This is a genomic window from Brevibacterium metallidurans (assembly GCF_037101285.1).
Taxonomy (GTDB): Bacteria; Actinomycetota; Actinomycetes; order Actinomycetales; family Brevibacteriaceae; genus Brevibacterium; species Brevibacterium metallidurans.
In genome coordinates this window covers 81,421-107,164 of the sequence record NZ_BAAAAF010000008.1, presented here as the reverse complement: position 1 = coordinate 107,164, position 25,744 = coordinate 81,421, and the positions used below count along the sequence as shown (strand labels likewise).

Sequence of the window (25,744 nt, the reverse complement as noted above, 5' to 3'; positions counted from 1 at the left end):
ATCAGGCCTTGAGCTCGGCGGCGAGCTCGTGGAAGTCACGGCTCGGGTTGCCGAAGCGGTGCAGCGTCATCGACACCGCCTGCTCCTGCACGTAGTACCGCATCTCCACGCGACCCGAGGAGGTCACGGGCTCGTCGATGACGGCGACCTCGGGACGCTTCGCCGCGGCGGCGAGCAGCTCCGGCTCATAGTCGCCGAGCACGCGGATGCGGGCACCGACGGTGTCGTCGTACCGGCCCTCGGAGACCATCGACGCGAAGACCTCGGCCGACTCCGTGCGGGCGGGAACTCCCGCCTCGGTGACGGCGATCTTGACGTCGGCCGGCACATCCTCGGCGACGCTCAGCTGCACCGTCGACCCCACGGTCGCCGCCGCATTGAGCGAACGCTGCAGGTCGAAGGCCGTGGCCGCCGAGGTGACGCGCAGGGTCACGGGGCGAGCGCGGTAGCGGAAGATGTTCGCCTCCGACCGCAGTCCCGTGTGGTCCTTGGCCGCACCGAACTCGGCGTCGAACCAGCGCCTGTCATCGGCCTGGGCGCGCTCGAGGCTCTGCCCGTCGCCGACCGAGCCGGGCAGGGTCGCCGGATCGTCGGTGTAGTGGCCGAAGAGCATGAGGTAGTTCGGGCCGCCGGCCTTCGAACCCAGACCCACCGAGGACTGCTTCCAGCCGCCGAAGGACTGACGCTGGACGATCGCACCGGTGATGCCGCGGTTGACGTACGCGTTGCCGACCTCGACGCGGTCGAGCCACTCGCGGACCTCTTCGGGGTCGAGGGAGTGGATGCCGCCGGTGAGACCGAAGTCCACGGCGTTCTGGAGCTCGATGGCCTCGTCGAGGTCACGAGCGTGCATGAGGCCGAGGACGGGACCGAACACCTCGGTGAGGTGGAAGAACGATCCCGGCTTGACGCCGTCCTTGATGCCCGGGCTCCACAGGCGACCCGTGTCGTCGAGCTGCTTGGGCTCGAGCAGCCAGGTCTCGCCCGGCTCGAGGGTCGTCAGGGCGCGGCGCAGCTTGTCCGAGGGATCCTCGGTCAGCGGACCCATCGTCGCCGAGAGGTTGGCCGGCCAGTCGACGACCATCGAGGAGGCGGCGTCGATGAGCTGCTTGCGGTAGCGCTCGGAGTCATACGTCGAGCCGACCATGATGCCCAGCGAGGCGGCCGAGCACTTCTGGCCCGCGTGACCGAACGCCGAGTAGACGAGGTCGGCCACGGCGAGGTCGCGGTCGGCGGCGGGGGTGACGACGAGGGCGTTCTTGCCCGAGGTCTCCGCGTTGACGTGGAGTTCGGGACGGAACGACTTGAACAGCGCCGCGGTCTCCGAGGCACCCGTGAGGATGACACGGTCGACATCGGGATGGGAGACGAGGTGCTGACCGAGCTCACGCTCGATCGGCGCGCACAACTGGAGGACGTCACGTGGGACGCCGGCCTCCCACAGGCAGTCGATGATGAGCGCCGAGCAGTACGGCGTCGGCTTCGAGGGCTTGTGGATGACCGCGGATCCGGCGGCCAGTGCCGCGACGGTGCCGCCGGTCGGGATCGCGATGGGGAAGTTCCACGGCGGGGTGACGACGACCATCTCGTCGGGGTGGAACTGCGCGCCTTCGAGCTTCTCGAGCTCGAGCGCGTGCAGGGCGTAGTAGCGGATGAAGTCGATGGCCTCGGAGATCTCCGGATCCGACTGCGAAGGCATCTTGCCGACCTCGGCGGCCTCGACGGCGATGAACTCGCCGCGACGGGCCGCGAAGATCTCCGCTGCCCGGTGGAGGATCTCACCGCGGGCGGCGGCCCCCATCTCACGCCAGGCCTGAGCGGCCGTGCGACCGCGGGCGATCATCGCATCGAGATCGTCCGTCGTCGCAACCGTCGGGGCTGCGGGACGGGTCTCGAGGTAGCCGGGAGCGGTCGCCTCGGCGATGATCTCCCGGACCCACTTCTGGTTCGCCGGCAGCGAGGGGTCGGTGTCGGGCTCGTTGGCGAAGACGACCTGCGCGGGACCGGCCACGTGCGCGGCCGAACGGTCCTGCGTGCGGTTGGGTGCCGGAGCGGCCTCACCGTCGGCGGCGAGCTCGGCTTCGAGCTGGGCGACCGAGGCGCGGAAGCGGTCGGCCTCACGGTCGAAGATCTCGTTGCCGTTGGCGAGCTCGAAGATGCCGGACATGAAGTTCTCCGTCGCGGAGTTCTCCTCGAGGCGGCGCACGAGGTAGGAGATCGCGACGTCGAACTCCTTCGGGTGCACGGCCGGGACGTAGAGGAGGAGGTCGCCGACGTCCTCGGTCACCGCGGCGGCCTGCTCGGTCGCCATGCCCTGGAGCATCTCGAACTCGACGCGGTCGGTGACCTCGCGGACCACGGAGAGGTGGTGGGCGAAGGCGATGTCGAAGAGGTTGTGACCGGCCACGCCGATGCGCAGGCCCGCCATCCGCTCGGGGGTGAAGAGCCAGTGGAGGACGCGCTTGTAGTTCGCATCCGTCGACTGCTTCGAGTCGCACGTCGTCGTCGGCCAGCCGGCCACCTCGGCGTGGACGGTCTCCATCGCGAGGTTCGCGCCCTTGACGAGGCGGACCTTGATCCCGGCGCCGCCAGCGGCCACCCGGGCCGAGGCGAACTCGCTCAGCCGCTGGATCGCGCCGAGGGCATCGGGCTGGTAGGCCTGGATGACGATGCCGGCCTCGAGGTCCTTGAACTCGGGCTCGGAGAGCAGGCGGGTGAACACGGCGATCGTCAGTTCGAGATCGCGGTACTCCTCCATGTCGAGGTTGACGAACTTCGCACCCGTCGGCGCCTTCGCGGCCTGCGCGTAGAGGGGGCGGAGGCGGTCGACAACGTAGTCGACGGTCTCGTCGAAGGCCCACATCGACAGCTGCGAGGCGACCGAGGACACCTTGACGGAGACGTAGTCGACGTCGTCGCGGGCGAGGAGACGGTGGGTCTCGTCGAGGTGGTGGTCGGCTTCGCCGTCACCGAGGACGGCCTCGCCGAGGAGGTTGATGTTGAGACGGTGGCCCTCGCCGGTGAGCTTGGCGACGGTCGAGCCGAACTGCTTGTCGCGGGCGTCGACGACCATGTGGCCGACCATCTGACGCAGGCGGGTGCGGGCGGCGGGGACGACGACCTTCGGCATGACCTTCGCGAGTGCCGCGCCGGCCTTGATCTGCGCGCGGTCGAGGGCCGACATCGTCGCGGGCGCGAGCTTGCCGACCTCGGCCAGGGCGTCGGCGGCGGCGTTCGCGTCATCGGTGCGCACGACGCGGTCGACGAAGCCGACGGTGAAGTCGAGGCCGTTGGGGTCGGAGAGGACCGCCGAGAGGCGCTCGGCGGCAGGGTTCTTCGCCGCCGACTTGTTCGTCGCGACTCGCAGCCATTTGCGGACCGTGTCGACCGATTGCGTCGTCAGCTGGTCCAGATCGGTGTCAGTGTGCAGCAACTGCTTTCCGTCCTTACTTCTCTTCTCGTGTGGTTCGGCTCCCGGGGTCCCTCGTGGTCGCCGTCGACCGCCTGACCCTGCCGTTGTCACCTCAGTATGCGCCGGGCCGAATCCGGGGTGAATGGCTGGCGACAGCACCGGGAATCTTTTGAGTCAGAATTCGTGACGGCGGGCGTAGGATGAGGGGATGTTCACCCCTGAGTTCCGGCGCAGCGCCGTCCTCCGTGCGGCTGCGACGTCGATCGCCGAGGCGGCCGCCGAGGCGGGGGTGTCCGAGTCGAGTCTGCGTCGCTGGGTCCGTCGCGCCGACCTCGCCGACCGGCCCCGCAGCGGCCGTCCGCAGATCCAGTCCACCGCCACCCAGGTCGTCGAAGCGCTCGTGGGGACGGCGGGGGCGAGGATCTCCGGGAAGGACTATTCGACGCGTGCGCTCTCCGAGGCCACGGGCCTGAGTCAGAGCATCGTGTCCCGGGCGATGCGCGAGATGACGGTGTCCCTGAGCGAACTCCATGCGATCCGCGAGGCCGGCGCCGGCGGCGACGAGGTCGTCGTCGCCGCCAGCGGCTTCCCGCTCATCGTCGTCGGCTTCCGCCTCGGTGCCGGTCCGACCGAGCCGTCGCCGGTGCCGGCCCGCCGCATCCAGCGCCGCATCGCAGGTGTCGTCGCGGGGCTGCGTTCGGCCGGTGTCACCCGGTGGCCGCAGCGCTTCGGCAGCGAGCACCGGCAGACCGACGAGGCGGCGATGACGGTGCTGCGCTCCGGGGTGACAGGCATCGACCCGGCGCGTCTGCGCCTCGTCGTCTACGACCCGCACGGCGAGGCCGCCGAACTCGTCGCCGACCCCGACTCGGGTCTGCCCGGCTTCGACGTCCTCTCCCTCCACCACGGTCCCGAGGACTTCATCGCGGCCCTGAAGACGGCGCTCGCGCACTGTCAGGACATCCCCGGCTCGCTGCTCGACCTCGTCGCCGGTCGCGTCCGGCACGGACTCGAAGGCGTGAAATGGCAGGCGGGACGCCAGAGCGAGGTCCCGAAAACTTCCACGAGTTCTGACTCAATGGAGATCTCGTCGTGGCTGCCGAGCGCGACCCGATCGATCACCGAACACCTCGCGATCGCCCTGCGCGAGGAGATCATCGACTCCGGCTACGAACCCGGCGACCGGATCAACCCGCGCCTGCTCTCCCGCCGCATGGAGGTCCCGCGGTCCTCCGTCGATGCGGCCCTGCGGCGGATGGTCGACGACGGGCTGCTCGAGGGCTCGCGCGGCGGGGCGAGGATCCCGCTCATCACGACCCTCGACGTCCTCGACCTCTACGCCGCCCGCATGGCCGTGGGCGAGGTCCTGCTGCGGTCGCTGGCGCTGCGTCCGCAGCGGTTCTTCGTCCCCGTCCAGCTCGCCCTGCGGCAGGTCGAGGCCTCGGCTGCGACCCGCAGCGGCATCGACGTCGAGGACGCCGACCTCCACTTCCAGCAGGAGATCGCCCGCGCCTCGGGTCTGCGGCAGAGCGCGCGCGCCTTCGAGTCGCTGACCCTGCGTCTGCGGCTGTTCATCTCGATCCTCCAACTCGACTACTCACCGGCATCCGACCGCATCCTCGGCGACGACCGGGCGATGCTCGCGGCCTTGAGCAGGGGCGATGCGGAGACCGCGATCGATGTGTGGCGCGGCAAGGTCGACAACGCCGTGCGGCACATGTCGGGACTCCTCGGCCGCCGCCGCTTCGATCAGGACCTGTGGAATCAGCTCACCCGGACCCTGAGGTGAGGGCTTGGTCGGTGGGTCAGAGCCCCATGATCGTGATCGCGATCGTGAAGTAGACGATGAGTCCGCTCGCATCGCAGAACGTCGAGATGAACGGGGTCGACACGACCGCCGGGTCGACCCGGCACGCCTTGGCCACGAGCGGGATCGACCCGCCGACGAAGGCCGCGACCGGACAGTTGAGGACGAGCGTGAGCGCGATGACCGAGCCGATCTCGATGCCGTAGAGCGGGGTGGCGATCGCGAACGCCGGGATCGCCAGCAGGAGGCCGAGGGTGAGCCCGGTCGTGAGCTCCTTGCCGGCGACGCGGAAGAAGTCGCGCAGTCCGACCTCGCCCATCGCCAGCGCCCGGGTCACCGTCGTCGCCGCCTGCGAACCCGTGTTCCCGCCGATGCCGGTGAGCAGGGGGATGAAGAGGGCGAGGGCGACGACCTCGGTGAGCGTCGATTCGAAGATCTCGAGGACATGGACGGTGAGGACCGCGGAGACCGCGAGGACGAGCAGCCAGACGACGCGGGTGCGCGCGAGACGGTGGAACGGGGTGGGCAGGTAGCGGCGGTAGAGCGGCTGGGTGCCGCCGGAGAGCGCGAAGTCGGCTTCGTCGGCTTCGGCGATGATGCGCGCGGCATCGTCGATCGGGACGATCCCGACCAGGCGGTCCTCGCTGTCGCACACAGGCAGGACGGTGATTCCGCTGGTCAGAGCCGCCCTGGCCGCGGTCTCCTGGTCATCGCCGGTGTGCGTGACCGCCTCGACCGGGTCCATCACGGACGCGATCGGAGTCCCCGGCGCACAGCGGAGCAGCTCGAGCGGATCGAGGGTGCCCAGCAGCGTCCGATCGGGGGCGAGGACGGGGACGAGCCGGACGTCGGCGAGGTCGACGTCGGTGTCGCGGATGCGGTTGGCCACCTCGGCGGCGGTGTCGTCGATCCACGCGAGCACGGCGGTGGGGGACATGCGTCGGGCGATCGAGTTCCGGTCGTAGCCGGCGACGGCCATGACGGCGTCGAGATCGGCGGGGGTGACGGCGGTGAGCAGCTTCGTCGCGACCCCGGCGGGCAGCTCGTCAACGAGGCGGCTCTGATCCTCGGGGTCGAGGTCGGCGAAGATCGCGGTGAGCTCCTCGGTGCCGAGCGCCGCGATGAGGTCGGAGCGGGTGCCGCGGTCGAGGCGGTCGAAGACGTCGACGGACTCGGCCTTGGGCAGGAGTCGGAAGACGACGGCCGCCTCGGTGGCGGGGAGTTCGGCGATGAGGTCGATCGTGGCGATCTCACTGTGGTCGCGGACGGCGGCGGACAGGCGTGCGAGGTCGCGGTCGGCGGTCAGGGTGCGGATGGTGGCAGCGTCGAGCACTGAGGTCATGATGATTCTCCAGGCAGTCGTCGGGAGGACGCCTGGGCAGGCGGAAGCCGGGCAGCGGATCAGGGCTGGCGGGCTGGCAGCGCAGGCGTCAGTGGATGAGGGAGGCAGTGCACAATCGAGAGTCGGAATCCATCGACGACCACCTCCTTCGACGAGCTGCGGGCCTGCGGGCACACGCGGTTGCGGGCATCGCACATGACGGAATGCGATGCGGTTTCCTCCACCCTATCCGAGGTCGGCGGTCAAGGGGAATCGGGTAGATTTGGGGAGATCCTCTGCGGGGGATCTCATCGTTGGGCGCGGCTGCGGGTCGCCCTCGGAGCCGAGCGAACGGAAAGTGCGGACGTGGAGATACTGAGCGTGGGTGTGGCCGGCGGGACCGGCAGCGGGAAGACGACGCTGACTCAGGCGCTGCTGGCCAAGTGCGCGGGCATGTCCTCGGTGCTCTTCCACGACAACTACTACAAGCGCCAGGACGAGCTGACCTATGCCGAGCGCGAGAAGGTCAACTACGACGACCTCGACGCCTTCGACAACGACCTCTTCGTCGAACACCTCATTGCCCTGCGTGCGGGCTACTCGGTCGAGAGCCCGATCTACGACTTCGCCGACCACAACCGCGCGGCGGAGACGACCGTCGTCGAACCGGCCCCGGTGATCATCGTCGAGGGCATCCTCATCTTCGCCGAACCGCGGATCTGCGAGCTCCTCGACATCAAGCTCTTCGTCGACACCGACGCCGATGTGCGCCTGCTGCGGCGGATCAAACGCGATGTCGTCGATCGGGGGAGGACGCTCGAATCCGTCGAGGAGCAGTACCTCGGCACGGTCAAGCCGATGCACGAGCTCTACGTCGAGCCCTCGAAGCGCAACGCCGACCTCATCATCCCCGAGGGCGGCCACAACATCGTCGCGATGGACATGATCATGCGGAGGATCCAGGCCGGGGCGTAGAGGTTGGGTGCTCCGGCTTCCCGGTGCTCCGGCAGGGGCGAGTCCCATGTCAGTGCCGACTCTCATGTCAGTGTCGACGTCTAGGGTGGGTTCATGGACGTCGACCCCGTCCGGGAGCCGATGGAGGCTTCCGAATACCTCGCCGAGGTGGCCCGGCTGAGTGCGTACCTGCGCGGTGCCGCTGCGGCGGGCACCGAGGCTGAGGCACTTGCGCGGATCACCGCGCTCGAGGAGCTGAGCGGAACCCTGTCCGCCGCCCAGTCCGCCGAGGCGGTCGCCTTCGCCGATCTCCGCCGTGACCGCGACCGGCTCAACGGTCTGCCCGTCCAGGAGTGGGGTGTGCGGGCCGGCGATGAGGTGGGGTTGGCAAAGAGGGTCTCCCCGGGCTCGGGGCGGAAGTTCATCTCCGCGGCGCGTGCGATCGTGACCGAGATGCCGGAGACCTACACGGCACTGAGCTCCGGTGAGATCTCGATCGAGAAGGCGCGGATCATGGTCGATGAGACGGCGTCGCTCGCCCCGGCCGATCGCAGCCGGGTCGATGCGAGGATGCGGGGCAGCCTCGGCCAGTCGGGTCCGCGCAGCCTGCGCACCGAGGTGCGGGCGATGGCTATGCAGGTCGACGGCGCGGACGCCGAGCGGAAGGCGCGGGAGGCCGCGGCCCACCGCAGGGTCACACTGACCACCCTCGAGGACGGCATGGGGCGGGTGAGCGCGATCCTCCCGCTGCCCGAGGCCGTCGCCGTGTGGACCGGGCTCAAAGAGGCCGCGGACTCGGCCATCGCCGCTGGTGATGCCGGTGGCAGGCGGCAGCCGCAGGTCATGACCGACACGTTCGTCGAACGGCTCACCGGGCAGGGGTCTGCCCAGGCGGTGCCGAGCCAGGTCCACCTCGTCATCGAAGCCGAATCGCTCTTCGCCGACGGCATGGTTCCTGCATGGATGCCCGGTTTCGGGCCGCTGCCGGCGGCGACCGCACGCAGCTTCCTCGCCGCGAACGAGGCGGAGGTCTTCATCCGCCGCATGTTCACCACGGTTACGGAAGGGCAGCTCGTCGGGACGGAGGCGCGGGGGCGTGCCTTCACCGGGCGGCTGCGGGAGATGGTGATCTTCCGTGACGACCGGTGCCGGACGCCGTGGTGCGATGCGCCGATCAAGCACGCCGACCATGCCAAGCCGTTCGCTGAGGGCGGTGCCACTTCATGGGAGAACGGGTCGGGGCTGTGCGCCTCGTGCAACTATGCGAAGGAGCATCCCGGGTGGTCGCATGAGGCGAGTGCCGCGGGCCTGACCGTGACGACCCCGTCGGGCCGGAAGTATTCGTCGACGACTCCGCCGTTCGTCAAGCGGATGAAGTACCCGCGCCGCCCCGTCGGGTCCGGCGATGTCGTGGGTGGCGGCGCGGTGGGCGGCAGCGCGGTGGGCGGCAGCGCGGGTGGTGCGGCCGATCCGCCGCCGTCGGATTGGCGCAGGCAGCTCGCGAGCCTGCTCGAGGTCAGCACCACCCCGCCGCGGGGCAGTCCTGCGCCCGCACGCGATTCAGAGCCCGCCCGCGACTCAGCGTTCGGCAGTGAGGAGCCCTCGAGCGACTCGGTGCCCGGCAGTAAGGAGCCACAGGCGAGTGATTCGGAGACGGTGTCGCCACCGGCAGTCCCGCGGGCTGAACAGCACGTTGGCCTCGACGCCGAGACCGTGACCATCCCACCGGACCTCCGGGTGGTCGTTGCGGCTCCTGAGAGTCCAGGGCGTCGAGGCGGAGTCGCACCCGTGTCGACACGTGGCCCGCTCGAATCGCTGCGCAGGCTCCGAACGGAATCAGCGGCAGAGCAGGTCCTACTCGCAGGCCTCCTCGAGGGTGCCGGCTGACCCGGTGGCAGAAGTGCGCCGACCTGGTGGCAGAAGCCCGCAAACCCGGTGGCAGATCTGCAACATGACTGCCACCGGCGAGATCGGGGCGAATCGAAGAATGGTGGCCATGAACACCGTGGACCGCCCCGACTCGATCGGCACTCAGCTGCTGCCGAAGGGCAGGCGTGCGCGGTGGATCGCCCGGTGGCTTCCGTTCGTCACCCTGGGCGCGTGGGTGGCGATGATCTGGGTGCCGGTGCTCGACAGCGGCAACGATGACGGACCCCGACTGCTCATCACCTCACTCGGCGAGTATCCCATCAACCCTGAGAACTTCGACATCGCGTTCGCCCTGCCGTGGGCGGCGATCCTGCTGTGTGCCGTCACGGCATGGTTGTCACGTTCGCTCACGCTGTGGTCGCCGGCCGCGGTCATCCTCGGCCTCGTCCTCCTCGTCGCCCTCGTGGCGATGGTCATGGACCCGCCGTTCTTCATGTGGGACGGTCAGGACGAACAGGGGCGCTGGGTCGGCGGCATGGAGGTCGGCTATCCGGCGCCCGGCGCGGTGCTCTGGGCGCTCGGCAGCGCGGCGCTCATCGCCGGAGGGATCTTCGGGCTCGTCGGCAGTCGGCACTGCCGGCATCGTCGGCACGCCGAGAAGTTCTACGGCTCCCGGTTCTGACGCGCGGGCTCCCGGCGACCTGGGAACGCGGGCGTCGGCGACTCGAGAAGCCGCGCTCGGCGGCTCAAGTCGGTCAGCGACCCAAGACCGTCAGCGACTCAGGATCGTCAGCGGCTCGAGACTGCGGCGGCGAGGCGATTGAGCGATTCGTCGAGCTGCTCCTCGCTGACGACCGGGAAGAGCGGCAGCAGCTTCGGGTCGTCGACCTTCGACCAGTCGTAGGTGAGCGTCACCTCGGTGGAATCGGGGCCGACGGCATTGAGCTCGTAGAGCCATTCCCAACCGCCCGGCTCCTTGGGGTTGTCTGCCTGGGCAGGCTGCCAGCCGACCATCTTGTTCGCATCGTAGGCGGTGACGTGGTTGTGCATCTGGTAGTCCCCGCCCATGGGCTCGGAGAACATATTCATGACGAACACGTCGCCGACACCCATGATGCGCTGGGACTTCTCCGCGGCCCGCACCATGTCGGAACCGTCGAACTGCTCGTGGTTCTCCGGCAGGGTGAGGACGTCGAAGATCTCCTGCGTGGAGTGGTCGATGACCCGGGTGACTGTGATGCTCTTCTCATTCGTAGCCATGGCCTCAGCCTGCCACAGACAAGGCGGCTTTCCGAGACCCGCCGCCCAAGTCGTCAGTCACTTCCCAGGCGCGACGAGCCCTCATGTCTCCGGCAGGAAGACTCCGGCGAAGAACTCCCCGATCTCCTCGCGCGCATCGAGCGGGAAGACCCCGGCGACGTACTGATCGGGGCGGACGATGACCACGGCACCGTCGCGGCTGATCCCGCGGGTGTCGAAGATGTCCTCATCCGGCAGGGCCGCGTAGATCTTCTCGACGTACTCGAGGCCGAACGTTCCCACGTGGGGGCGGAATGCGGTCGGCGCATCGGTGAAGTCGAAATCGGTGTGCGGCTGCTGATAGATGACGCTGAGCTCGACGAGCGCATCGATGTCCTCACCCCGGCGCCGGTAGGCGACCAACGGCGAAGCAGGGTCGGACTCCAGCCATTCGCCCAGTGCCGGAACACCTGAGAGCGCGTTCGTCGACGCGAGGTCTGCGTTCGTCGACGCACGATCATCGCCGCCGGCGACCGCCCCCGCGGCAGGGACCGTCGGGGCCGGGGTCGCGGCATCGGCGAAGACGTAGATCCGCCACCGACCGTCGGCCTTCGCCTCGTGCCCGAGGTGCAGCGGATACGCATCGCAGACCCGATTGACCCGCGCGGACTTGAAGCGCTTGCCCACGGGGAATCCGGTCGCCAGCTCCTGGTTCTCCGTCGTCGAGGTGATCATCGACTCCGTGTACTCGGTCATGAACCCGGCCGGGAACTCGGCGGTCTTGACGTAGAAGTCCTCGAGGTAGGCCTTGTCGGGCAGCTGGTCCTGCGGTGTGGCCATGAGCGTCGACCATTCTTTGTCGAAGTCGATGAGGTTCTTCGCCGTGACCTGTCGTTCGGCCGAATACGTCCGCAGCAGCTCCGTCGACGAACGCCCGGAGACGACCTGCCCGAGCTTCCACGCAAGGTTGAACCCGTCCTGCATCGAGACGTTCATCCCCTGACCGGCCTTCGCCGAATGCGTGTGGCAGGCATCGCCGGTGATGAACACGCGCGGGCACGGCGAGTCCGGCACCGACTCATCCGTGTCGTCGAAGGCATCCGTGAGCCGGTGCCCGACCTCGTAGACGCTGTGCCAGGCGACGTTCTTCACATCGAGCGAGTAGGGGGCGATGATCGCATTCGCCTTGGCGATGATCTCCTCGATGCTCGTCTGCCGCACCTTCCTCGCATCGTCGACCGGAACCTCGCCGAGGTCGACGTACATCCGGAACAGGTGTCCGCCCTCGCGGGGGATGTGGAGGATGTTTCCGTGCTTCGACGAGATCGCGCACTTCGTTCTGATGTCGGGGAAGTCGGTGTTCGCGAGCACGTCCATGACGCCCCACGCGTGGTTGGCCTGGTCGCCGGACATCGTCCGACCGATCGCCGAGCGCACGCCCGAACGGGCGCCGTCGCTGCCGATGACATAGCCTGCGCGGATCGTGCGCTGCTGGCCGGAGCGCTCGCCCGCGGTGTAGCGGACCGTCACCGTCACCGGATGCTTGGGGTCGGCCGCGGTCTGCGGATCCTCGATCGAGAGATCGACGAACTCGATGCCGTAGTCGGGCACGATCCGCCCAGGCGACTGCCGGGCGAACTGCGCGAAGTAGTCGAGCACCCGCGCCTGGTTGACGATGAGATGCGGGAACTCGCTGATCCCCGTCTCATCGTCCTTCGGCCTGCCCGTGCGGATGATGTGCTCGGGGTTCTCCGGATCCGGATTCCAGAAGCACATCTCCGTGATGTGGTAGCCCTCGCGCATGATCTCCTCGGCGAACCCGAACGCCTGGAAGGTCTCGACCGAGCGCGCCTGGATGCCGTCTGCCTGACCGATGACGAGGCGGCCGTCGCGCTTCTCGATGATGCGCGTGTTGACGTCGGGATACTGAGCCAGCTGCGCGGCTGCGACCATGCCGGCCGGGCCGCTGCCGACGATGAGGACGTCGACGACGTCGGGCAGCGCCTCAGGTCTGTCGATTCCGTACCCTGCGGCGTCTTCGATCCGCGGATCCGCGGACACGTAGCCGTCCTGGTGGAAGTGCATCTCAGCCTCCGGTCTCTCACACGCCGTTGTGCGCCGCGGCCACCGCAGGTCACTGTGATCCGGCGCGCATCCTGTGATCCAGATCGTATCAGTTCATATACGATCGAGTGCAATCGCCCCCGAGCAGTGGGCAACGGCCCACTTCCCCTTGTCGGTCGGCGTTGTATCGTATACGATCCAAGAAGTTCAGGACGAAGGAGTGAGGGCTCGATGACGACCGCAGATTCGACGACGACAGGTGCCGCGACCCCAGCCGACAGGGTGGCAACCCCCGCCGACCGCGTCACGGCAGCGCCGACCCGCCCGGGCAAGGTCATCGCCGTCCACGTGGCCTACGAGTCCCGCGCCGCTCAGCGCGGCAGCAGCCCCGCAGCACCCTCCTACTTCCTCAAGGCGACGAGTTCGATCGCCGCCTCCGGTGCGACGATCGAGCGCCCCGCCGGCACCGAGCTCCTCGCCTTCGAAGGCGAGATCGCCGTCGTCATCGGCACCCCCGCCCACCGGGTGACCGCTGAGAGCGCATGGGATCACGTCGCCGGCGTCACTGCGGCGAACGACTTCGGCCTCTACGACCTCAAATCCCCCGACAAGGGCTCGAACGTCCGCTCGAAGAGCCGGGACGGCTACACCCCGCTGGGTCCCGACCTCATCACCGCCGCCGAGGCGGACCCCCGGTCCCTGCGCATCCGCACCTGGGTCAACGGCTCCCTCGTCCAAGACGACGGCACCGGTGACGACCAGCTGATCTTCCCGCTCGCCCAGATCATCGCCGACCTCAGCCAGCACTTCACGCTCGAGCCCGGCGACGTCATCCTCACCGGCACCCCCGCCGGGTCGAGCGTCGTCGTCCCCGGCGACGTCGTCGAGGTCGAGGTGAGCACCACCTCGGCGAGCACGGGGGAGGAGCTGAGCTCCGGTCGCCTGCGCACCGAGGTCGTCGAGGGTCCCGGTGACTTCGACGCCGAACTCGGCAGCGTTCCCGCCGTGACCGAGGCCCTCACCGTCGACGCCTGGGGTACCCGCGAGGCAGCGGGACTGCCCGCCGAGAGCGGCACAGCCCTTCCCACGGAGAACAGCACCGCTCTCCCCGCCGACCTGCGCGCGAAGCTCGAGCAGGCCCCGACCGCAGGGCTCTCCGCCCAGCTGCGGGCCCGCGGTCTCAACAACGTCGTCATCGAAGGCGTCCGCCCTCTGCGGGCCGGCTACCGCCTCGTCGGGGTCGCCAAGACCCTGCGCTTCGTCCCGAACCGCGAAGACCTCTTCGCCTCCCACGGCGGCGGCTACAACGCACAGAAGCGCGCCTTCGACAGCCTCCGCTCCGGCGAGGTCATCGTCATCGAGGCGCGCGGCGAATCGGGGTCGGGCACCCTCGGCGACATCCTCGCCCTGCGTGCGAAGGCCCTCGGCGCGGCCGGAGTCGTCACCGACGGGGGAGTCCGCGACTCCACCGAGGTGGCCGGCATCCTCCCCGTGTTCGCGACCGCTGCGAATCCTGCGGTCCTCGGCCGCAAGCACGTGCCGTGGGAGTCCGACGTCGCCGTGGCCTGCGGAAACGCGACCGTGCTGCCCGGTGATGTGATCGTCGGCGACGACGACGGTGTCATCGTCATCCCTCGGGACCTCGCCGAGGAGGTCGTCGACGCAGCTCTGGCCAAGGAGGTCGAGGACGGCTGGGTCGCCGCGCAGGTCGCCGCGGGCCACCCGATCGAGGAGCTCTTCCCGCCCAAGGGCGAGTGGAAGGCGAAGTTCGAGGAATGGAAGTCCTCGCGATGACAGCAGAGACCACCAGCAGCGCAGAGACCACGCGCCCGCTGAGCAAGGCGGAGCACGCTTACCGGTGGATCCGCGAACGCATCGCCGACCACACCTTCGTCGCCGGTGACAAGCTCGTGCTCTCCCAGATCGCCGTCGACCTCGACACCTCGGTCGTTCCCGTCCGGGAGGCGATCCGCCGCCTCGAAGCCGATGGTCTCGTCACCTTCGAACGCAACGTCGGGGCGCGCGTCGCGATGGTCGACTATCGCTCGTACGTCCAGTCGATGGAGGCCGTCGCCGTCCTCGAAGGCGCCGCCACCGCGCAGGCGCTCACCCACATCACCGCCGCCGACCTCGCCGAGGCCGAAGCCCTCAACGAGGACATGCGCGCCCTGCTCGAGAACTTCGACCCGCTCGCCTTCACCCGTCTCAACCACGCCTTCCACGCGGCGCTCTTCGCCCGCTGCCCCAACGACCGGCTGCGCACCCTCGTCGCCATCGAATGGGACCGGCTGGCCCACCTGCGGGACTCGACGTTCTCCTTCGTCCCCGACCGGGCGCAGGAATCCGTCGACGAGCACTCCCGGATCATCGCACTCATCCGGGCGGCCGCCTCGGCGGATGAGGTCGAACGCGTCGTCCGCGCCCACCGCACCGCCACACTCCACAGCTACCAGGAAGCCACCCAGGCACCCGCCACCGGCAACCCCGCCACCGAAGCACCAGAGAGGGACCAGTCATGACCGAGCCCACTGCAGCGATCACCCCGCCGGCGAACCTGCCGGAGAAGATCCGCCACTACATCGGCGGCGAGTTCGTCGACTCCCTCGACGGCGACGAGTTCGACGTCATCAACCCGGTGACGAACGAGCCCTACATCAGGGCCGCCTCGGGGAAGAAGGCCGACATCGACCGCGCCGTGGCCGCCGCGAAGACCGCGTTCGAGGACGGACCGTGGCCGACGATGCTCCCGCGGGAACGCGCGCGGGTGCTCAACAGGATCGCCGACATCGTCGAAAGCCGCGAGGACGAACTCGCTGAGATGGAGTCCTTCGACTCGGGGCTGCCGATCACCCAGGCCAAGGGTCAGGCGCGTCGGGCGGCGGAGAACTTCCGCTTCTTCGCCGACCTCATCGTCGCCCAGGTCGACGACGCGTACAAGGTGCCCGGCCGTCAGGCCAACTACGTCAACCGCAAGCCCAAGGGCGTCGCCGGTCTCATCACCCCGTGGAACACCCCGTTCATGCTCGAATCGTGGAAGCTCGCTCCGGCGATCGCGACAGGCAACACGGTCGTGCTCAAGCCCGCCGAGTTCACCCCGCTCTCGGCGTCCCTGTGGCCGGGCATCTTCGAGGAGGCGGGCCTGCCCACGGGCGTGTTCAACATGGTCAACGGCTTCGGCGAGGAGGGCTTCGCCGGCGATTCCCTCGTCAAGCACCCCGACGTCCCGCTCATCTCCTTCACCGGTGAGTCCTCGACCGGGCAGACGATCTTCGCCAACGCCGCCCCCTGGCTCAAGGGCCTGTCCATGGAGCTCGGCGGCAAGTCCCCGGCCGTCGTCTTCGCCGACGCCGACCTCGACGCCGCGATCAACGCGACGATCTTCGGCGTCTTCTCCCTCAACGGGGAACGCTGCACGGCCGGTTCGCGCATCCTCGTCGAGGAGTCGATCTACGACGAGTTCGTCGAGCGCTACGCCGCGCAGGCGAAGCGCGTCAAGGTCGGTCTGCCTTCGGATCCCGACACCGAGGTGGCAGCGCTCGTCCACCCCGAGCACTACGAGAAGGTCATGTCGTACGTCGAGATCGGCAAGGGCGAGGCCCGCCTCGTCGCCGGCGGCGGCCGTCCCGAGGGCTTCGAGACCGGGAACTTCGTCGAACCCACCGTCTTCGCCGACGTCATGCCCGATGCGAGGATCTTCCAGGAGGAGATCTTCGGCCCCGTCGTCGCGATCACCCCGTTCTCCACCGACGAGGAGGCGCTCGCTCTGGCGAATGACACGAAGTACGGTCTCGCCGCGTACATCTGGACCTCCGATCTCAAGCGGGCGCACAACTTCTCGCAGGCCGTCGAATCCGGCATGGTGTGGCTGAACTCGAACAACGTCCGCGACCTGCGCACCCCCTTCGGCGGCGTCAAGGCCTCGGGCCTCGGCCACGAGGGCGGGTACCGGTCGATCGACTTCTACACCGACCAGCAGGCCGTGCACATCAACCTCGGCGAGGTCCACAACCCCGTCTTCGGGAAGCAGTGAGAGGAACCGACATGACCCAGACCATCCCCACCCCCTCCGTCCCTGCCCCCGACGTCGTGCGCTGTGCGTACATGGAGATCGTCGTCACCGACCTGAAACGGTCCCGCGACTTCTACGTCGACGTCCTCGACCTGCAGGTCACGTGGGAGGACGAGACCACCGTCTACCTGCGGTCGATGGAGGAGTTCATCCACCACAACCTCGTCCTCCGGCAGGGCCCGGAGGCGGCCGTGGCCGCGTTCTCGTTCCGGGTGCGCAGCCCGGAGGAGGTCGATGCCGCCGAGGCGTTCTACCGTGAGCTCGGATGTCCCACCCAGCGGCGGGCCGAGGGCTTCGTCCGCGGGATCGGGGACTCCGTGCGCGTGCAGGATCCGCTCGGCTTCCCTTACGAGTTCTTCTACGATGTCGAGCACGTCGAGCGTCTCGCGTGGCGCTACGACCTCTACTCGCCGGGAGCGCTCGTGCGCCTCGACCACTTCAACCAGGTCACCCCCGATGTGCCGAAGGCCGTCGGCTACATGGAGGACCTGGGCTTCCGGGTCACCGAGGACATCCAGGACGGCGACGGCACGGTCTACGCGGCATGGATGCGGCGCAAACCCACCGTCCACGACACCGCGATGACCGGTGGTGACGGTCCCCGCATGCACCACGTCGCGTTCGCCACGCACGAGAAGCACAACATCCTCGCGATCTGCGACAAGCTGGGTGCCCTGCGGATGTCCGATGCGATCGAACGCGGGCCGGGCAGGCACGGGGTCTCGAACGCCTTCTACCTCTACCTCCGCGACCCCGATGGACACCGCATCGAGATCTACACGCAGGACTACTACACCGGCGACCCCGACAATCCGCGGGTGACCTGGGACGTCCACGACAATCAGCGCCGCGACTGGTGGGGCAACCCGGTCGTGCCCTCGTGGTACACCGACGCCTCGACGGTCCTCGACCTCGAGGGCAAGCCGGTGCCGCTGACCGCGCGCACCGATGACTCGGAGATGGAGGTGACGATCGGCGCCGATGGCTTCTCGTACACGCGCCGGGAGGACGCCGAGAACGACTTCGCGAAGCATTCGGGGTCGGACGACGGCGAGAGCGAATTCAAGCTCGGCCACCAGCTCTGAGACACCCTGAGCTCTGAGACAGCTTGAGTTCCGAGAAGGAGGACGACCATGCTCGATGAGACCGTCATCGCCGGCATCGCCGATGATCTCGCCGAGGCCGAACGCGCCGGTGCGAGGATCGGCCTGCTCACGGCTGCACACCCCGAGATGACCGTCGAGGACTCGTATGCGGTGCAGGCCGAATGGCGCCGCCGCGGGGAGGCCGCGGGACGGCGCGTGGTCGGGCACAAGATCGGGCTGACCTCGAAGCCGATGCAGCAGGCCACCGGCATCACCGAACCCGACTACGGGACGATCTTCGCCGACCAGGTCTATGAGACCGGGTCCGTCATCGACCATGGGCAGTACTCGGGGGTGCGCGTCGAGGTCGAACTCGCCTTCGTCCTCGGTCAGGACCTGACCGGCCCGGGGGTGGGTCTCACCGATGTCCTCAGGGCCACCGAGTACGTAGTCCCGGCGCTCGAGATCCTCTCTTCGCGCATCGAGATGGAGGGGCGGACCATCGTCGACACGATCGCTGACAACGCCGCCCTCGGGGCGATGGTCCTCGGCGGTCGTCCCGTGCCCGTCGACGCACTCGACCTTCGGTGGGTCTCGGCCCTGCTCTACCGCAACGAGACGATCGAGGACTCCGGGGTCGCCGCCGCTGTCCTCGACCACCCGGCCCGCGGCATCGCATGGCTGGCGAACAAGCTTGCCGACCACGGAGTGATCCTCCGCGCGGGGGAGACCGTGCTCGCCGGGTCGTTCACCCGCCCGATGTGGGTTCATCCCGGTGACACCGTCCACGCCGACTTCCGGGATCTGGGGGTCATCACATGTCGTTTCGCCTAGACCTGCCGCCGACCCTCGCCGACCGTCTCGCCGGCCTGACCCCGGGCGGGCACCTGGCCGGCATGTGGGTGACCTCGGGTTCGCCCGTGGCCGCGGAGATCGCCGCGTCGTCGGGACTCGACTGGGTGCTCCTCGACGCTGAACATTCGCCGATCGGGCTGGAGACGACGACCCCACTGCTCCAGGCGATGAACGGCTGCCCGGCGACCCCCGTCGTCCGCGTGCCCGTCCTCGATCGGGTCCTCATCAAGCAGTTCCTCGACCTCGGCGCGCAGAACCTGCTTGTGCCGATGGTCGACACCCGCGCCGACGCCGAGGAGGCCGCCCGGTCCGTGCGCTACCCGCCGCACGGGGTGCGCGGGGTGGGTGCGGCGCTCGCCCGCGCCTCCCGCTGGACGATGGTGCCCGACTACCTGGCCAGCGCCGATGAGCTCGTGTCCCTGACCGTGCAGATCGAGTCGGCGACCGCGGTGGACAACGCCGAGGCGATCGCCTCCGTCGAGGGCATCGACGCGGTCTTCGTCGGTCCCTCCGACCTCGCGGCGTCGATGGGTCTGCTCGGTCAGCAGACCCATCCCGAGGTCACCGCCGCGGTGCTGCGCACCTTCGAGGCCGTCCGTTCCGCCGGCAAACCCGTCGGCGTCAACGCCTTCGATCCCGTCCAGGCACGTGCCTACCTCGAGGCCGGGGCCTCGTTCGTCCTCGTCGGTGCCGACGTCGGCCTGCTCGCCCACGGTGCCCGGGCCTGGGCGAAGGAGTGGGCGAGCGGGGACTGACACCGGCGCTCTCACTCCTCGCGCTTCTGTCGACCGGTGACGATGAGGGTGGCCGCTCCGACGCCGATGAGGACGATGCCGATTCCGATGAGCATCGCGTTGCCCTCGGCTCCCGTGCGCGGCAGCTCATCGGCTGGCGCCTTGGGCTTCTCCGCCACGGGTTCGACCGGCGGGGCAGTGCTCGGTGCGGGCGTCTTCGTCGATGGCGGCGGGCTCGGCTGTTCGGGCGGGGGTGGGGTCGTCGGAGGGGCCGGCGGCGCGCTCGGCTTCTCCTCAGGCGGACGTTCGACCGTCTCCGAGGGGATGCCCCAGTCGCTCGTCCAGCCTCGGTGGACCTCATCCTCGGCGATCGACGTCACGAACGTCACCCAGCCCACCGGCATCTCGATCGGCTCCGTGCTCACACTTGCCGTGCCCTCCTGATCGGCGACGACGGTGAAGTCCTGGACGTCGATCTCCGTGCCCGAGGCCTCGGGCGACTGCTTCGGCTGCGCGTCGGTGCGGTAGGCGGTCACGGTGAGCTTCGCCTCGGCGCCGGGACGCAGCCCGGACACCGCGATCTCGTCGGTGACCTGGGCGCCGGCGATCTCGGCCTGCGTGCTCGCCGTCGGCGTCCACGGGACGAACCCGGTCTCCTTCGGCTGTCCGTGGACGCCCGTCCATTCCTTCGTCGTCTCGTCACCGGCGATGGTCTCGGTGAAGTACACCCACCCGCGGAAGTCCGCAGGGATCCGGATCCCCGCCGAGGTGTGCGTCCCGTTCCCGATGTCTCTCGAGGTCACGGTGCCGATCGACTCGGCATCGTCGTTCTTCTTCCCGACCGTCGGTTTCGTCCTCGTCGCCCACAGCTCGTGGACGACGGTGACGGTGTCATCACCGATGAGCCCGGCGACCGTGAAGATGTCGGTGACCTCGTCGCCCGGCTGCGGCGTCTGCTCGGAGATCTCCGTGGTCACACGCGGTTGGGAGGTGAGGTCAACCTCGGCGGAATCGGTGACCGTCGTGGGCTCATCGGGCGTGATGACCCGCTGCACTCGGGTCCCCGAAGTCGGTGCGAAGAGCTTGACCGTGGTCGGGGCGAGACTCGCCTCGGCACTCACCGCCACGGTGCCCGGCTGTGAGGCGGTGAGCTTCGCAGTGGCCGGTTTCTCTCCGCTCGTCACACTTGTCGGCCCGTCGGCCCCGGTGATCGTCAGGGTGATCGGGACGTCGGGCACCTCCGTGTCCGAGGCCGAGGTGAGCGAGACGGTGAGGGTGACCGTGTTCGTCGTCGGCAGGCTGAGCTCCTTGCCGTCGTCGGGCTTCGCGTCGTACGGCTCGAGCTTCGGCATGTCGAGGACCGGTTCGAGGTCGACGGACAGCGTATAGGGGCCGGCGAACCGCTTCGCTTCGGCGGTGATCTGCGCATACTTCTTCGCGGCACCGGCGAACTTCTTCCCCAGCTCGTCCGGCTCCTGCGGGGGAACCGTGTGGTCGTGGTCGATCCGCTTGTCCGCGCGGGCGATCGCGCTGAGCGCCGCCTGGACATCGGCGGAGTCCGAATCGGAGTACTTGCTCAGCGCCCACGCCGTCTGCGGGGCCGTCACCGTCTGCGCCTTCGCATCGGTGAAGTTCTCCGGCAGCGGGGACTGCTTGCCCGCGTCGATGCAGTACGCGTAGGTGTCCGGGAACGTGCGGTAGGCGCCGTACCAGGTCCTGCCCTCGGGCGCCTCATACCAGAGGCCGGGCCCGTAGAGCTGCGACTTCGCCGACAGGGGTACCTCGCCGAGGCCGGCCTTCGCCGCCGCGGGAGACGATCCCAGGGCGGTGAGAAGGGCCAGGACGAGGAGGGTGAGGACGAACGGGTGCGTGTGTGGTCTGTGTGTGCTCATGCGTCGATTGCACGCCGAGTGTGCTGCGGATGACCAGAGGCGGATTCGGGCCTGTGGAAACCGTCTGAGCGTCCACAGGAATATGAGCACGAGTGAGGGCCGCGAGGTACCGGGGTGTGGAGGACAGTGGGTGCGGGCTGACGTGGGGGAGCGGTTCGGGCTGCTCGGTCGGGCGCGGTGGTCGACCGGATCCAGGGGATGAGAGGGAGTCGCCGTCCACAGGGAAATAAGCACGAGTCGACGTCAGCGCGAGGTGGCGGGAAGGTGGGAGAGTCCGAGGACGGGAGGCGAAGTGGGCTCAGAACGTTGGTGCGTTGTCGCCCGGGCATGACAAGCGTTGTCGCCGAAACTCAGGTGCGTTGTTGCCGAACAGACACGCAGCGCTCGGCCCTGTGTCAGTGTTCGACCGTAGACTGGACGAGCAGAAGCAGAGAACGCCCTGAACAGCGGCGTGGGAGTGCCCCACGGAGAAGGACGAGATATGTCGGAACAGTCGGGCCCAGGACAGGGCCAGGGCCCGAATCGGCCCGGTGATCGGCCCGGTGCCCCGAACCATCCCGTCCCTCCGCCGCACGTTCCGGGTCCGCAGGGTGGTCAGCGCTCCGGACCGCCCCCGATGCAGGGTCAGCCCCCGATGCAGGGCCAGCCGATGCAGCACCCGGGACCGGTGTCGGGCCTGCAGGGCCAGCCGATGGTGCAGGGCCGGAATCCGCAGCAGTTCGCGGGCCCGCCGCAGGGTCAGCCGCCGATGCAGGGCCAGCCCGCGATGCAGCAGGGCCCGCAGCAGTTCGCCGGGCCACCCGGCAGCATGAGGCCCCCGCGCGTCGATCCGCGCCGCAGCAACGACCGCTTCCGACCGCGACCGCGACAGACTCAGCGCACCGAACACTCCGGCCAGGCTCACCCCGGCCAGCACCAAGGCCAACCACCCCATAACCAGCCCCACCCGTACCGGGCCCAGCCGCACCCGCGCCTCATGCAGCAGCGGGTCTACGAACAGCCGCGCTTCGCCCCGACCGTGACCCAGGAGATGCGGGTGCGCGCGCAGATGCAGGCACCCCAGCAACGCGTCGCCGAGACCGCATGGACCGGGGCCGTGCGGCGTGCGGAACCGCCACCCGAACCCGGATCGACGGGCAACGTCGTCCGCCTCGTCCTCGCCATCCTCGCCGTCTGCGTGCTCGTCTTCGGTCTCCTCGTCATGGCGATCTTCGGCGGCTACAACTTCGGCACCCGCCTCTTCGGCCTCATCGGCCTCTCCGCGATCCCGCTCATCGGGATCATCGCCTACGTCCTCTGGCTCGACAGGTGGCGGCCGCAGCCGAAGCTCATCCTCGGCCTCTGCCTCCTCTGGGGCGCGGTCGCCTCGGTGGGGCTCACACTCTTCGTGTCCTTCATCAGCGAGGTCGCGCTCTCCCTCGTCGGCGTCGGCGGCGTCCCCGACGTCTTCGCCACCGTCGTCCAGGCCCCGATCGTCGAGGAGACGGTGAAGACCTCCCTCCTCGTCGTCATCGTCCTTCTCGCCCGCCGTCACTTCGACGGACCCCTCGACGGCCTCGTCTACGGCGCCCTCATCGGCGCGGGCTTCGCGTTCACGGAGAACGTCCTCTACCTCGGCGCCGCGTGGGAGGAGAGCACCTCGGGGCTCTGGGTGACCTTCGTGCTCCGCTGCCTGTGCTCGCCCCTGCTCCACACCGCGTTCTCCACCTGGGCGGGAGTGACGATCGGCTTCGCGGCCCGCAAATGGCCGTGGTGGGCCGTGGTCCTCATGTGGCTGCCGGGACTCCTCATCGGCATGTGCCTCCACGCGATCTGGAACGGCTCGATGACCGGGCTCCAGCTCATCAGCCCCGTCGCCCAGATCGTCGGCCTCATCGTCTTGAGCTTCATCCTCACCACCTGCTGGGTCGTCGTCGGACTCATCCTGCGCCGCAGCGAGCGCCTCCACACGCTCAACATGCTCGGCGACTACGCGAACTCCGGATGGCTCTCCCACGCCGAGGTCGACATGCTCGGCACCTGGAAGGGCCGGCGCCGCGGCAAGCGCTGGGCGAAGTCGTTCCCCGGCGGCAAGGAGGAGATGCGCACGATGATCCGACTGGCCGGTCAGCTCACGACCACCCGGATGCGTCTGCTCGCCGGCCTCGGCGGACCGAAGGAGAAGACCATCGAAAGCTTCGAGCTGGGCGAGTTCTCCGACGCCCGCGACCGACTGCTGGCAGCCGCCAAGGGCGGGGCGAGGCCGGCCTCGTGATCGTCGTCGACATCATCATCGTCCTCCTCGGCATCGGTGCGCTCTTCCTCGGATTCCGGCAGGGCTTCATCGTGGGACTGTGCACGGTCGTCGGCTTCGTCGTCGGCTGGATCGCCGGACGCCTGCTCTCCCCGCTCGTCGAGAACCTCTCCGCAGGCACCTCGGCGATGGAGAACCCCGGCGTCATCGCTCTCCTCGCCGCCATGCCCTTGGTCCTCAGCGTCCTCTTCGCCTTCGCCGGCAACGCGATCGGCACGTGGATCCGCAAAGCCATGGACTCCGAGCTCGGCCAGGGCATCGACTCGATCGGCGGGACGGTGACCGCGGGCATCGTCTATGTCCTCGTCGTCTGGCTCGCCGCCGGATTCGTCCGCGCCACGCCGCTCGTCGAACCCAACCGGTGGGTCGCCGAATCCGCCGTCATCGCCGCGATCGACCGGACCATCCCGTACTCCTCGCAGGTGGCGCTGGGCGACCTCGCCTCGACCCTGCGTGCCACCGGCTTCCCGCAGGTGTTCTCCGGCCAGACCGAGCAGATCCGCGGGGTTGGCGAACCCGATACGGGAATGGTCGACGTCGGCAGGAAGGTCGAGGAGTCCGTCGTCAAGATCACGACGACGACCACGACGTGCTCGGCCGGGTCCGAGGGCACGGGGTTCGTCTACGACAACGGCCTCGTGGCGACCAACGCCCACGTCGTCGCCGGCTCCACGGGCCTGGCGGTGCAGGTCGGAGGCACCGGTCGTCCCTACTCCGCCGAGGTGGTCGAATTCGATCCCGAAGCCGACGTCGCCGTGCTCCGGGTTCCCGACCTCGACGCACCTGCCCTCGAGTTCGGCTCCCCGGCCGGTCCCGGCGACGACTCCGTCGTCGTCGGCTACCCCGGCAACGGCCCGTACACGATCTCCCCGTCACGGGTGCGCGAGAAGATCAACGCCCGCGGCCTCGACATCTACGACGAGGACAGCGTCGTGCGCGAGGTGTACTCGGTGCGCGGCATCGTCCGCGAAGGCAATTCGGGCGGGCCGCTGCTCGACGCGGACGGCAACGTCATCGGCATGGTCTTCGCCCGTTCGGCCACCGACGAGGAGACCGGCTACGCACTCACCCGCGCCGAGATCCGCGACGAACTCCAGTCGGGCGCGAACAGCACCACCCCGCAGCCGACCGGGCAGTGCACGAAATAAGACGAGTGCACGAAATAGGGCAGTGCCCGAAGCAGACCGCGCTCAGGCGAGGTCGAGGCCGGCGAGGACCGCGCGGTGGTCGCTCGTGCCCTGGTCGAGGACGCGGTCGGAGGTCACGTCGAAGCCGCGGTAGAGGATGTGGTCGAGACGCGTCACCGGGAAGACCGCCGGCCACGTGAACCCGAAGCCGCCGCGGGCCTCGACGCGGGAGTCCTCGAGCGGAGGAACGAGTTCGGAGAAGTTCCGGTCCGTCGTCGCCGTGTTGAAGTCACCGGCGACGATGATCTGCGCGGACTCGTCGGCGGCGACGACCGTGGAGAGTCGGCGCAGCGCGGCGTTGCGCATCGCCTCCTTGCCGGGACGCACCGAGGGCATGTGCACGGCGTAGAAGCGCACCTTGCCGTGATCGGTCGTCACCGTCGTCGCGAACGCCCGCTGCCACGGCAGACCCAGGTCGACCTCCTCGGGGGCCGACATCGGCCACTTCGACCACACCCCGACGGTGCCCACCACGCGCGAGTACTCGAACGATGAGTCGAGCTGCTTGCGGATGATCCTGCCCGAGAGCGATTCGAGCTCCTGGATCGTGAGGATGTCGGGTTCGGCGTCGATGAGGCTCTGCGCGGTCGCCGTCGGCTGCGGCAGCCTGGCCCCGACGTTCTGCGTACCGACGGTGAGATCGGGAGTCCCGGACTCCTCGGCGGGCAGCAGCGCCCCACCGAACATCGTCAGCCACACGATCGAGGGCAGGAGCACGCCGAGCGCGGAGAGGATGGAGAAGCGGAAGAGCGCCATGAGGAGGATGAGTCCGACGAACACCCCGGTCCACGGCAACACGCTCTCGACGAGGAGGGCGATGCCGCCCCTGGCGGGCAGCAGGTCGTGGAGCAGGAGGAACGCAGCATAGAGGATGCCGAAGACGAGTGCGGTGACTCCCTTCGCGGACCTCCGCGCGGGCTTGGTTCGGGGGTATGCCTGATTCATCGATTAGACAGCCTAACC

Annotated in this window: 18 protein-coding genes; 12 read left to right on the top strand and 6 right to left on the bottom strand. The window is 68.9% G+C overall.

The features are described from left to right. Window position 1: 1 nt before the first annotated feature. Entirely contained in the window at window positions 2–3,433 is a 3,432-nt protein-coding gene (locus tag AACX88_RS11305) for a proline dehydrogenase family protein (protein ID WP_339393116.1), read from the bottom strand. 187 nt (window positions 3,434–3,620) lie between these two features. Here AACX88_RS11305 and AACX88_RS11300 point away from each other — a divergent pair, with 187 nt between their 5' ends. Further along, window positions 3,621–5,201 (top strand): GntR family transcriptional regulator, encoded by a 1,581-nt coding sequence (locus tag AACX88_RS11300; protein ID WP_339393115.1) that lies wholly within the window; start codon window positions 3,621–3,623, stop codon window positions 5,199–5,201. Window positions 5,202–5,217: 16 nt separating this feature from the next. On the opposite strand, the gene mgtE is transcribed toward AACX88_RS11300, so the two are convergent. Further along, window positions 5,218–6,561 (bottom strand): magnesium transporter, encoded by a 1,344-nt coding sequence (mgtE, locus tag AACX88_RS11295; RefSeq protein WP_339393114.1) that lies wholly within the window; start codon window positions 6,559–6,561, stop codon window positions 5,218–5,220. 345 nt (window positions 6,562–6,906) lie between these two features. On the opposite strand from mgtE, the gene udk reads away from it, so the two are divergent. The 3 genes from udk (at window position 6,907) to AACX88_RS11280 (ending at window position 10,045) form a co-directional block, all read left to right on the top strand. Beyond that, on the top strand, window positions 6,907–7,515 hold the full coding sequence (gene udk, locus AACX88_RS11290) for a uridine kinase (protein ID WP_339393113.1): 609 nt from the start codon (window positions 6,907–6,909) through the stop codon (window positions 7,513–7,515). A gap of 93 nt (window positions 7,516–7,608) precedes the next feature. Beyond that, window positions 7,609–9,381, top strand: coding sequence for an HNH endonuclease (locus AACX88_RS11285; RefSeq protein ID WP_339393111.1), 1,773 nt, complete (start codon window positions 7,609–7,611; stop codon window positions 9,379–9,381). A gap of 109 nt (window positions 9,382–9,490) precedes the next feature. Then, window positions 9,491–10,045: a hypothetical protein gene (locus tag AACX88_RS11280; RefSeq protein WP_339393110.1), complete on the top strand. Its 555-nt coding sequence runs from the start codon at window positions 9,491–9,493 to the stop codon at window positions 10,043–10,045. A 107-nt stretch (window positions 10,046–10,152) separates the two neighbouring features. Here the strand turns inward: AACX88_RS11280 and AACX88_RS11275 are convergent, their stop codons facing one another. Both AACX88_RS11275 and AACX88_RS11270 read right to left on the bottom strand, forming a co-directional pair. Further along, the gene (locus AACX88_RS11275) at window positions 10,153–10,623 is read right to left on the bottom strand and encodes an SRPBCC family protein (RefSeq protein ID WP_339393109.1); all 471 of its coding nucleotides are present in this window, start codon (window positions 10,621–10,623) and stop codon (window positions 10,153–10,155) included. A gap of 81 nt (window positions 10,624–10,704) precedes the next feature. Continuing rightward, a complete protein-coding gene (locus AACX88_RS11270; protein ID WP_339393108.1) occupies window positions 10,705–12,687 on the bottom strand; it encodes an FAD-binding monooxygenase in 1,983 nt (660 codons plus the stop codon). A gap of 210 nt (window positions 12,688–12,897) precedes the next feature. Here AACX88_RS11270 and AACX88_RS11265 point away from each other — a divergent pair, with 210 nt between their 5' ends. From AACX88_RS11265 to AACX88_RS11240, 6 genes are read left to right on the top strand one after another with little or no spacing between them, the layout of a single operon-like run. After that, the gene (locus AACX88_RS11265) at window positions 12,898–14,460 is read left to right on the top strand and encodes a fumarylacetoacetate hydrolase family protein (protein ID WP_339393107.1); all 1,563 of its coding nucleotides are present in this window, start codon (window positions 12,898–12,900) and stop codon (window positions 14,458–14,460) included. Then, entirely contained in the window at window positions 14,457–15,185 is a 729-nt protein-coding gene (locus tag AACX88_RS11260) for a GntR family transcriptional regulator (protein WP_339393106.1), read from the top strand. Before AACX88_RS11265 ends, AACX88_RS11260 begins: the two co-directional genes overlap by 4 nt. After that, window positions 15,182–16,696 (top strand): aldehyde dehydrogenase, encoded by a 1,515-nt coding sequence (locus tag AACX88_RS11255; protein WP_339393105.1) that lies wholly within the window; start codon window positions 15,182–15,184, stop codon window positions 16,694–16,696. The genes AACX88_RS11260 and AACX88_RS11255 overlap by 4 nt, the downstream gene beginning before the upstream one ends. An 11-nt stretch (window positions 16,697–16,707) precedes the next feature. Beyond that, window positions 16,708–17,820, top strand: a complete 1,113-nt coding sequence (gene hpaD, locus AACX88_RS11250) for a 3,4-dihydroxyphenylacetate 2,3-dioxygenase (protein WP_339393104.1) — start codon at window positions 16,708–16,710, stop codon at window positions 17,818–17,820. Between the two features lie 48 nt (window positions 17,821–17,868). After that, a complete protein-coding gene (locus AACX88_RS11245; protein WP_339393103.1) occupies window positions 17,869–18,654 on the top strand; it encodes a fumarylacetoacetate hydrolase family protein in 786 nt (261 codons plus the stop codon). Next, complete coding sequence (locus AACX88_RS11240; protein ID WP_339393102.1) at window positions 18,639–19,430, top strand: HpcH/HpaI aldolase family protein; 792 nt, start codon at window positions 18,639–18,641, stop codon at window positions 19,428–19,430. Before AACX88_RS11245 ends, AACX88_RS11240 begins: the two co-directional genes overlap by 16 nt. Window positions 19,431–19,441: 11 nt before the next feature. On the opposite strand, the gene AACX88_RS11235 is transcribed toward AACX88_RS11240, so the two are convergent. After that, the gene (locus tag AACX88_RS11235) at window positions 19,442–21,301 is read right to left on the bottom strand and encodes an LPXTG cell wall anchor domain-containing protein (RefSeq protein WP_339393101.1); all 1,860 of its coding nucleotides are present in this window, start codon (window positions 21,299–21,301) and stop codon (window positions 19,442–19,444) included. A 481-nt stretch (window positions 21,302–21,782) separates the two neighbouring features. Between AACX88_RS11235 and AACX88_RS11230 the strand changes: the two genes are divergently transcribed. Next, window positions 21,783–23,555, top strand: a complete 1,773-nt coding sequence (locus AACX88_RS11230; protein WP_339393100.1) for a PrsW family intramembrane metalloprotease — start codon at window positions 21,783–21,785, stop codon at window positions 23,553–23,555. After that, window positions 23,552–24,742, top strand: a complete 1,191-nt coding sequence (locus AACX88_RS11225; RefSeq protein ID WP_339393099.1) for a MarP family serine protease — start codon at window positions 23,552–23,554, stop codon at window positions 24,740–24,742. Before AACX88_RS11230 ends, AACX88_RS11225 begins: the two co-directional genes overlap by 4 nt. Window positions 24,743–24,784: 42 nt before the next feature. Here AACX88_RS11225 and AACX88_RS11220 read toward each other — a convergent pair whose 3' ends face one another. After that, complete coding sequence (locus AACX88_RS11220; RefSeq protein ID WP_339393098.1) at window positions 24,785–25,726, bottom strand: endonuclease/exonuclease/phosphatase family protein; 942 nt, start codon at window positions 25,724–25,726, stop codon at window positions 24,785–24,787. Window positions 25,727–25,744: the final 18 nt, after the last annotated feature.

Coding starts and splice junctions, on each gene's coding strand:
- AACX88_RS11240 (WP_339393102.1), top strand. CDS start 18,639: ATGTCGTTTCGCCTAGACCTGCCGCCGACCCTCGCCGACCGTCTCGCC.
- AACX88_RS11220 (WP_339393098.1), bottom strand. CDS start 25,726: ATGAATCAGGCATACCCCCGAACCAAGCCCGCGCGGAGGTCCGCGAAG.
- AACX88_RS11275 (WP_339393109.1), bottom strand. CDS start 10,623: ATGGCTACGAATGAGAAGAGCATCACAGTCACCCGGGTCATCGACCAC.
- AACX88_RS11270 (WP_339393108.1), bottom strand. CDS start 12,687: ATGCACTTCCACCAGGACGGCTACGTGTCCGCGGATCCGCGGATCGAA.
- AACX88_RS11245 (WP_339393103.1), top strand. CDS start 17,869: ATGCTCGATGAGACCGTCATCGCCGGCATCGCCGATGATCTCGCCGAG.
- mgtE (WP_339393114.1), bottom strand. CDS start 6,561: ATGACCTCAGTGCTCGACGCTGCCACCATCCGCACCCTGACCGCCGAC.
- hpaD (WP_339393104.1), top strand. CDS start 16,708: ATGACCCAGACCATCCCCACCCCCTCCGTCCCTGCCCCCGACGTCGTG.
- AACX88_RS11260 (WP_339393106.1), top strand. CDS start 14,457: ATGACAGCAGAGACCACCAGCAGCGCAGAGACCACGCGCCCGCTGAGC.
- AACX88_RS11265 (WP_339393107.1), top strand. CDS start 12,898: ATGACGACCGCAGATTCGACGACGACAGGTGCCGCGACCCCAGCCGAC.
- AACX88_RS11285 (WP_339393111.1), top strand. CDS start 7,609: ATGGACGTCGACCCCGTCCGGGAGCCGATGGAGGCTTCCGAATACCTC.
- AACX88_RS11300 (WP_339393115.1), top strand. CDS start 3,621: ATGTTCACCCCTGAGTTCCGGCGCAGCGCCGTCCTCCGTGCGGCTGCG.
- AACX88_RS11280 (WP_339393110.1), top strand. CDS start 9,491: ATGAACACCGTGGACCGCCCCGACTCGATCGGCACTCAGCTGCTGCCG.
- AACX88_RS11230 (WP_339393100.1), top strand. CDS start 21,783: ATGTCGGAACAGTCGGGCCCAGGACAGGGCCAGGGCCCGAATCGGCCC.
- AACX88_RS11235 (WP_339393101.1), bottom strand. CDS start 21,301: ATGAGCACACACAGACCACACACGCACCCGTTCGTCCTCACCCTCCTC.
- AACX88_RS11255 (WP_339393105.1), top strand. CDS start 15,182: ATGACCGAGCCCACTGCAGCGATCACCCCGCCGGCGAACCTGCCGGAG.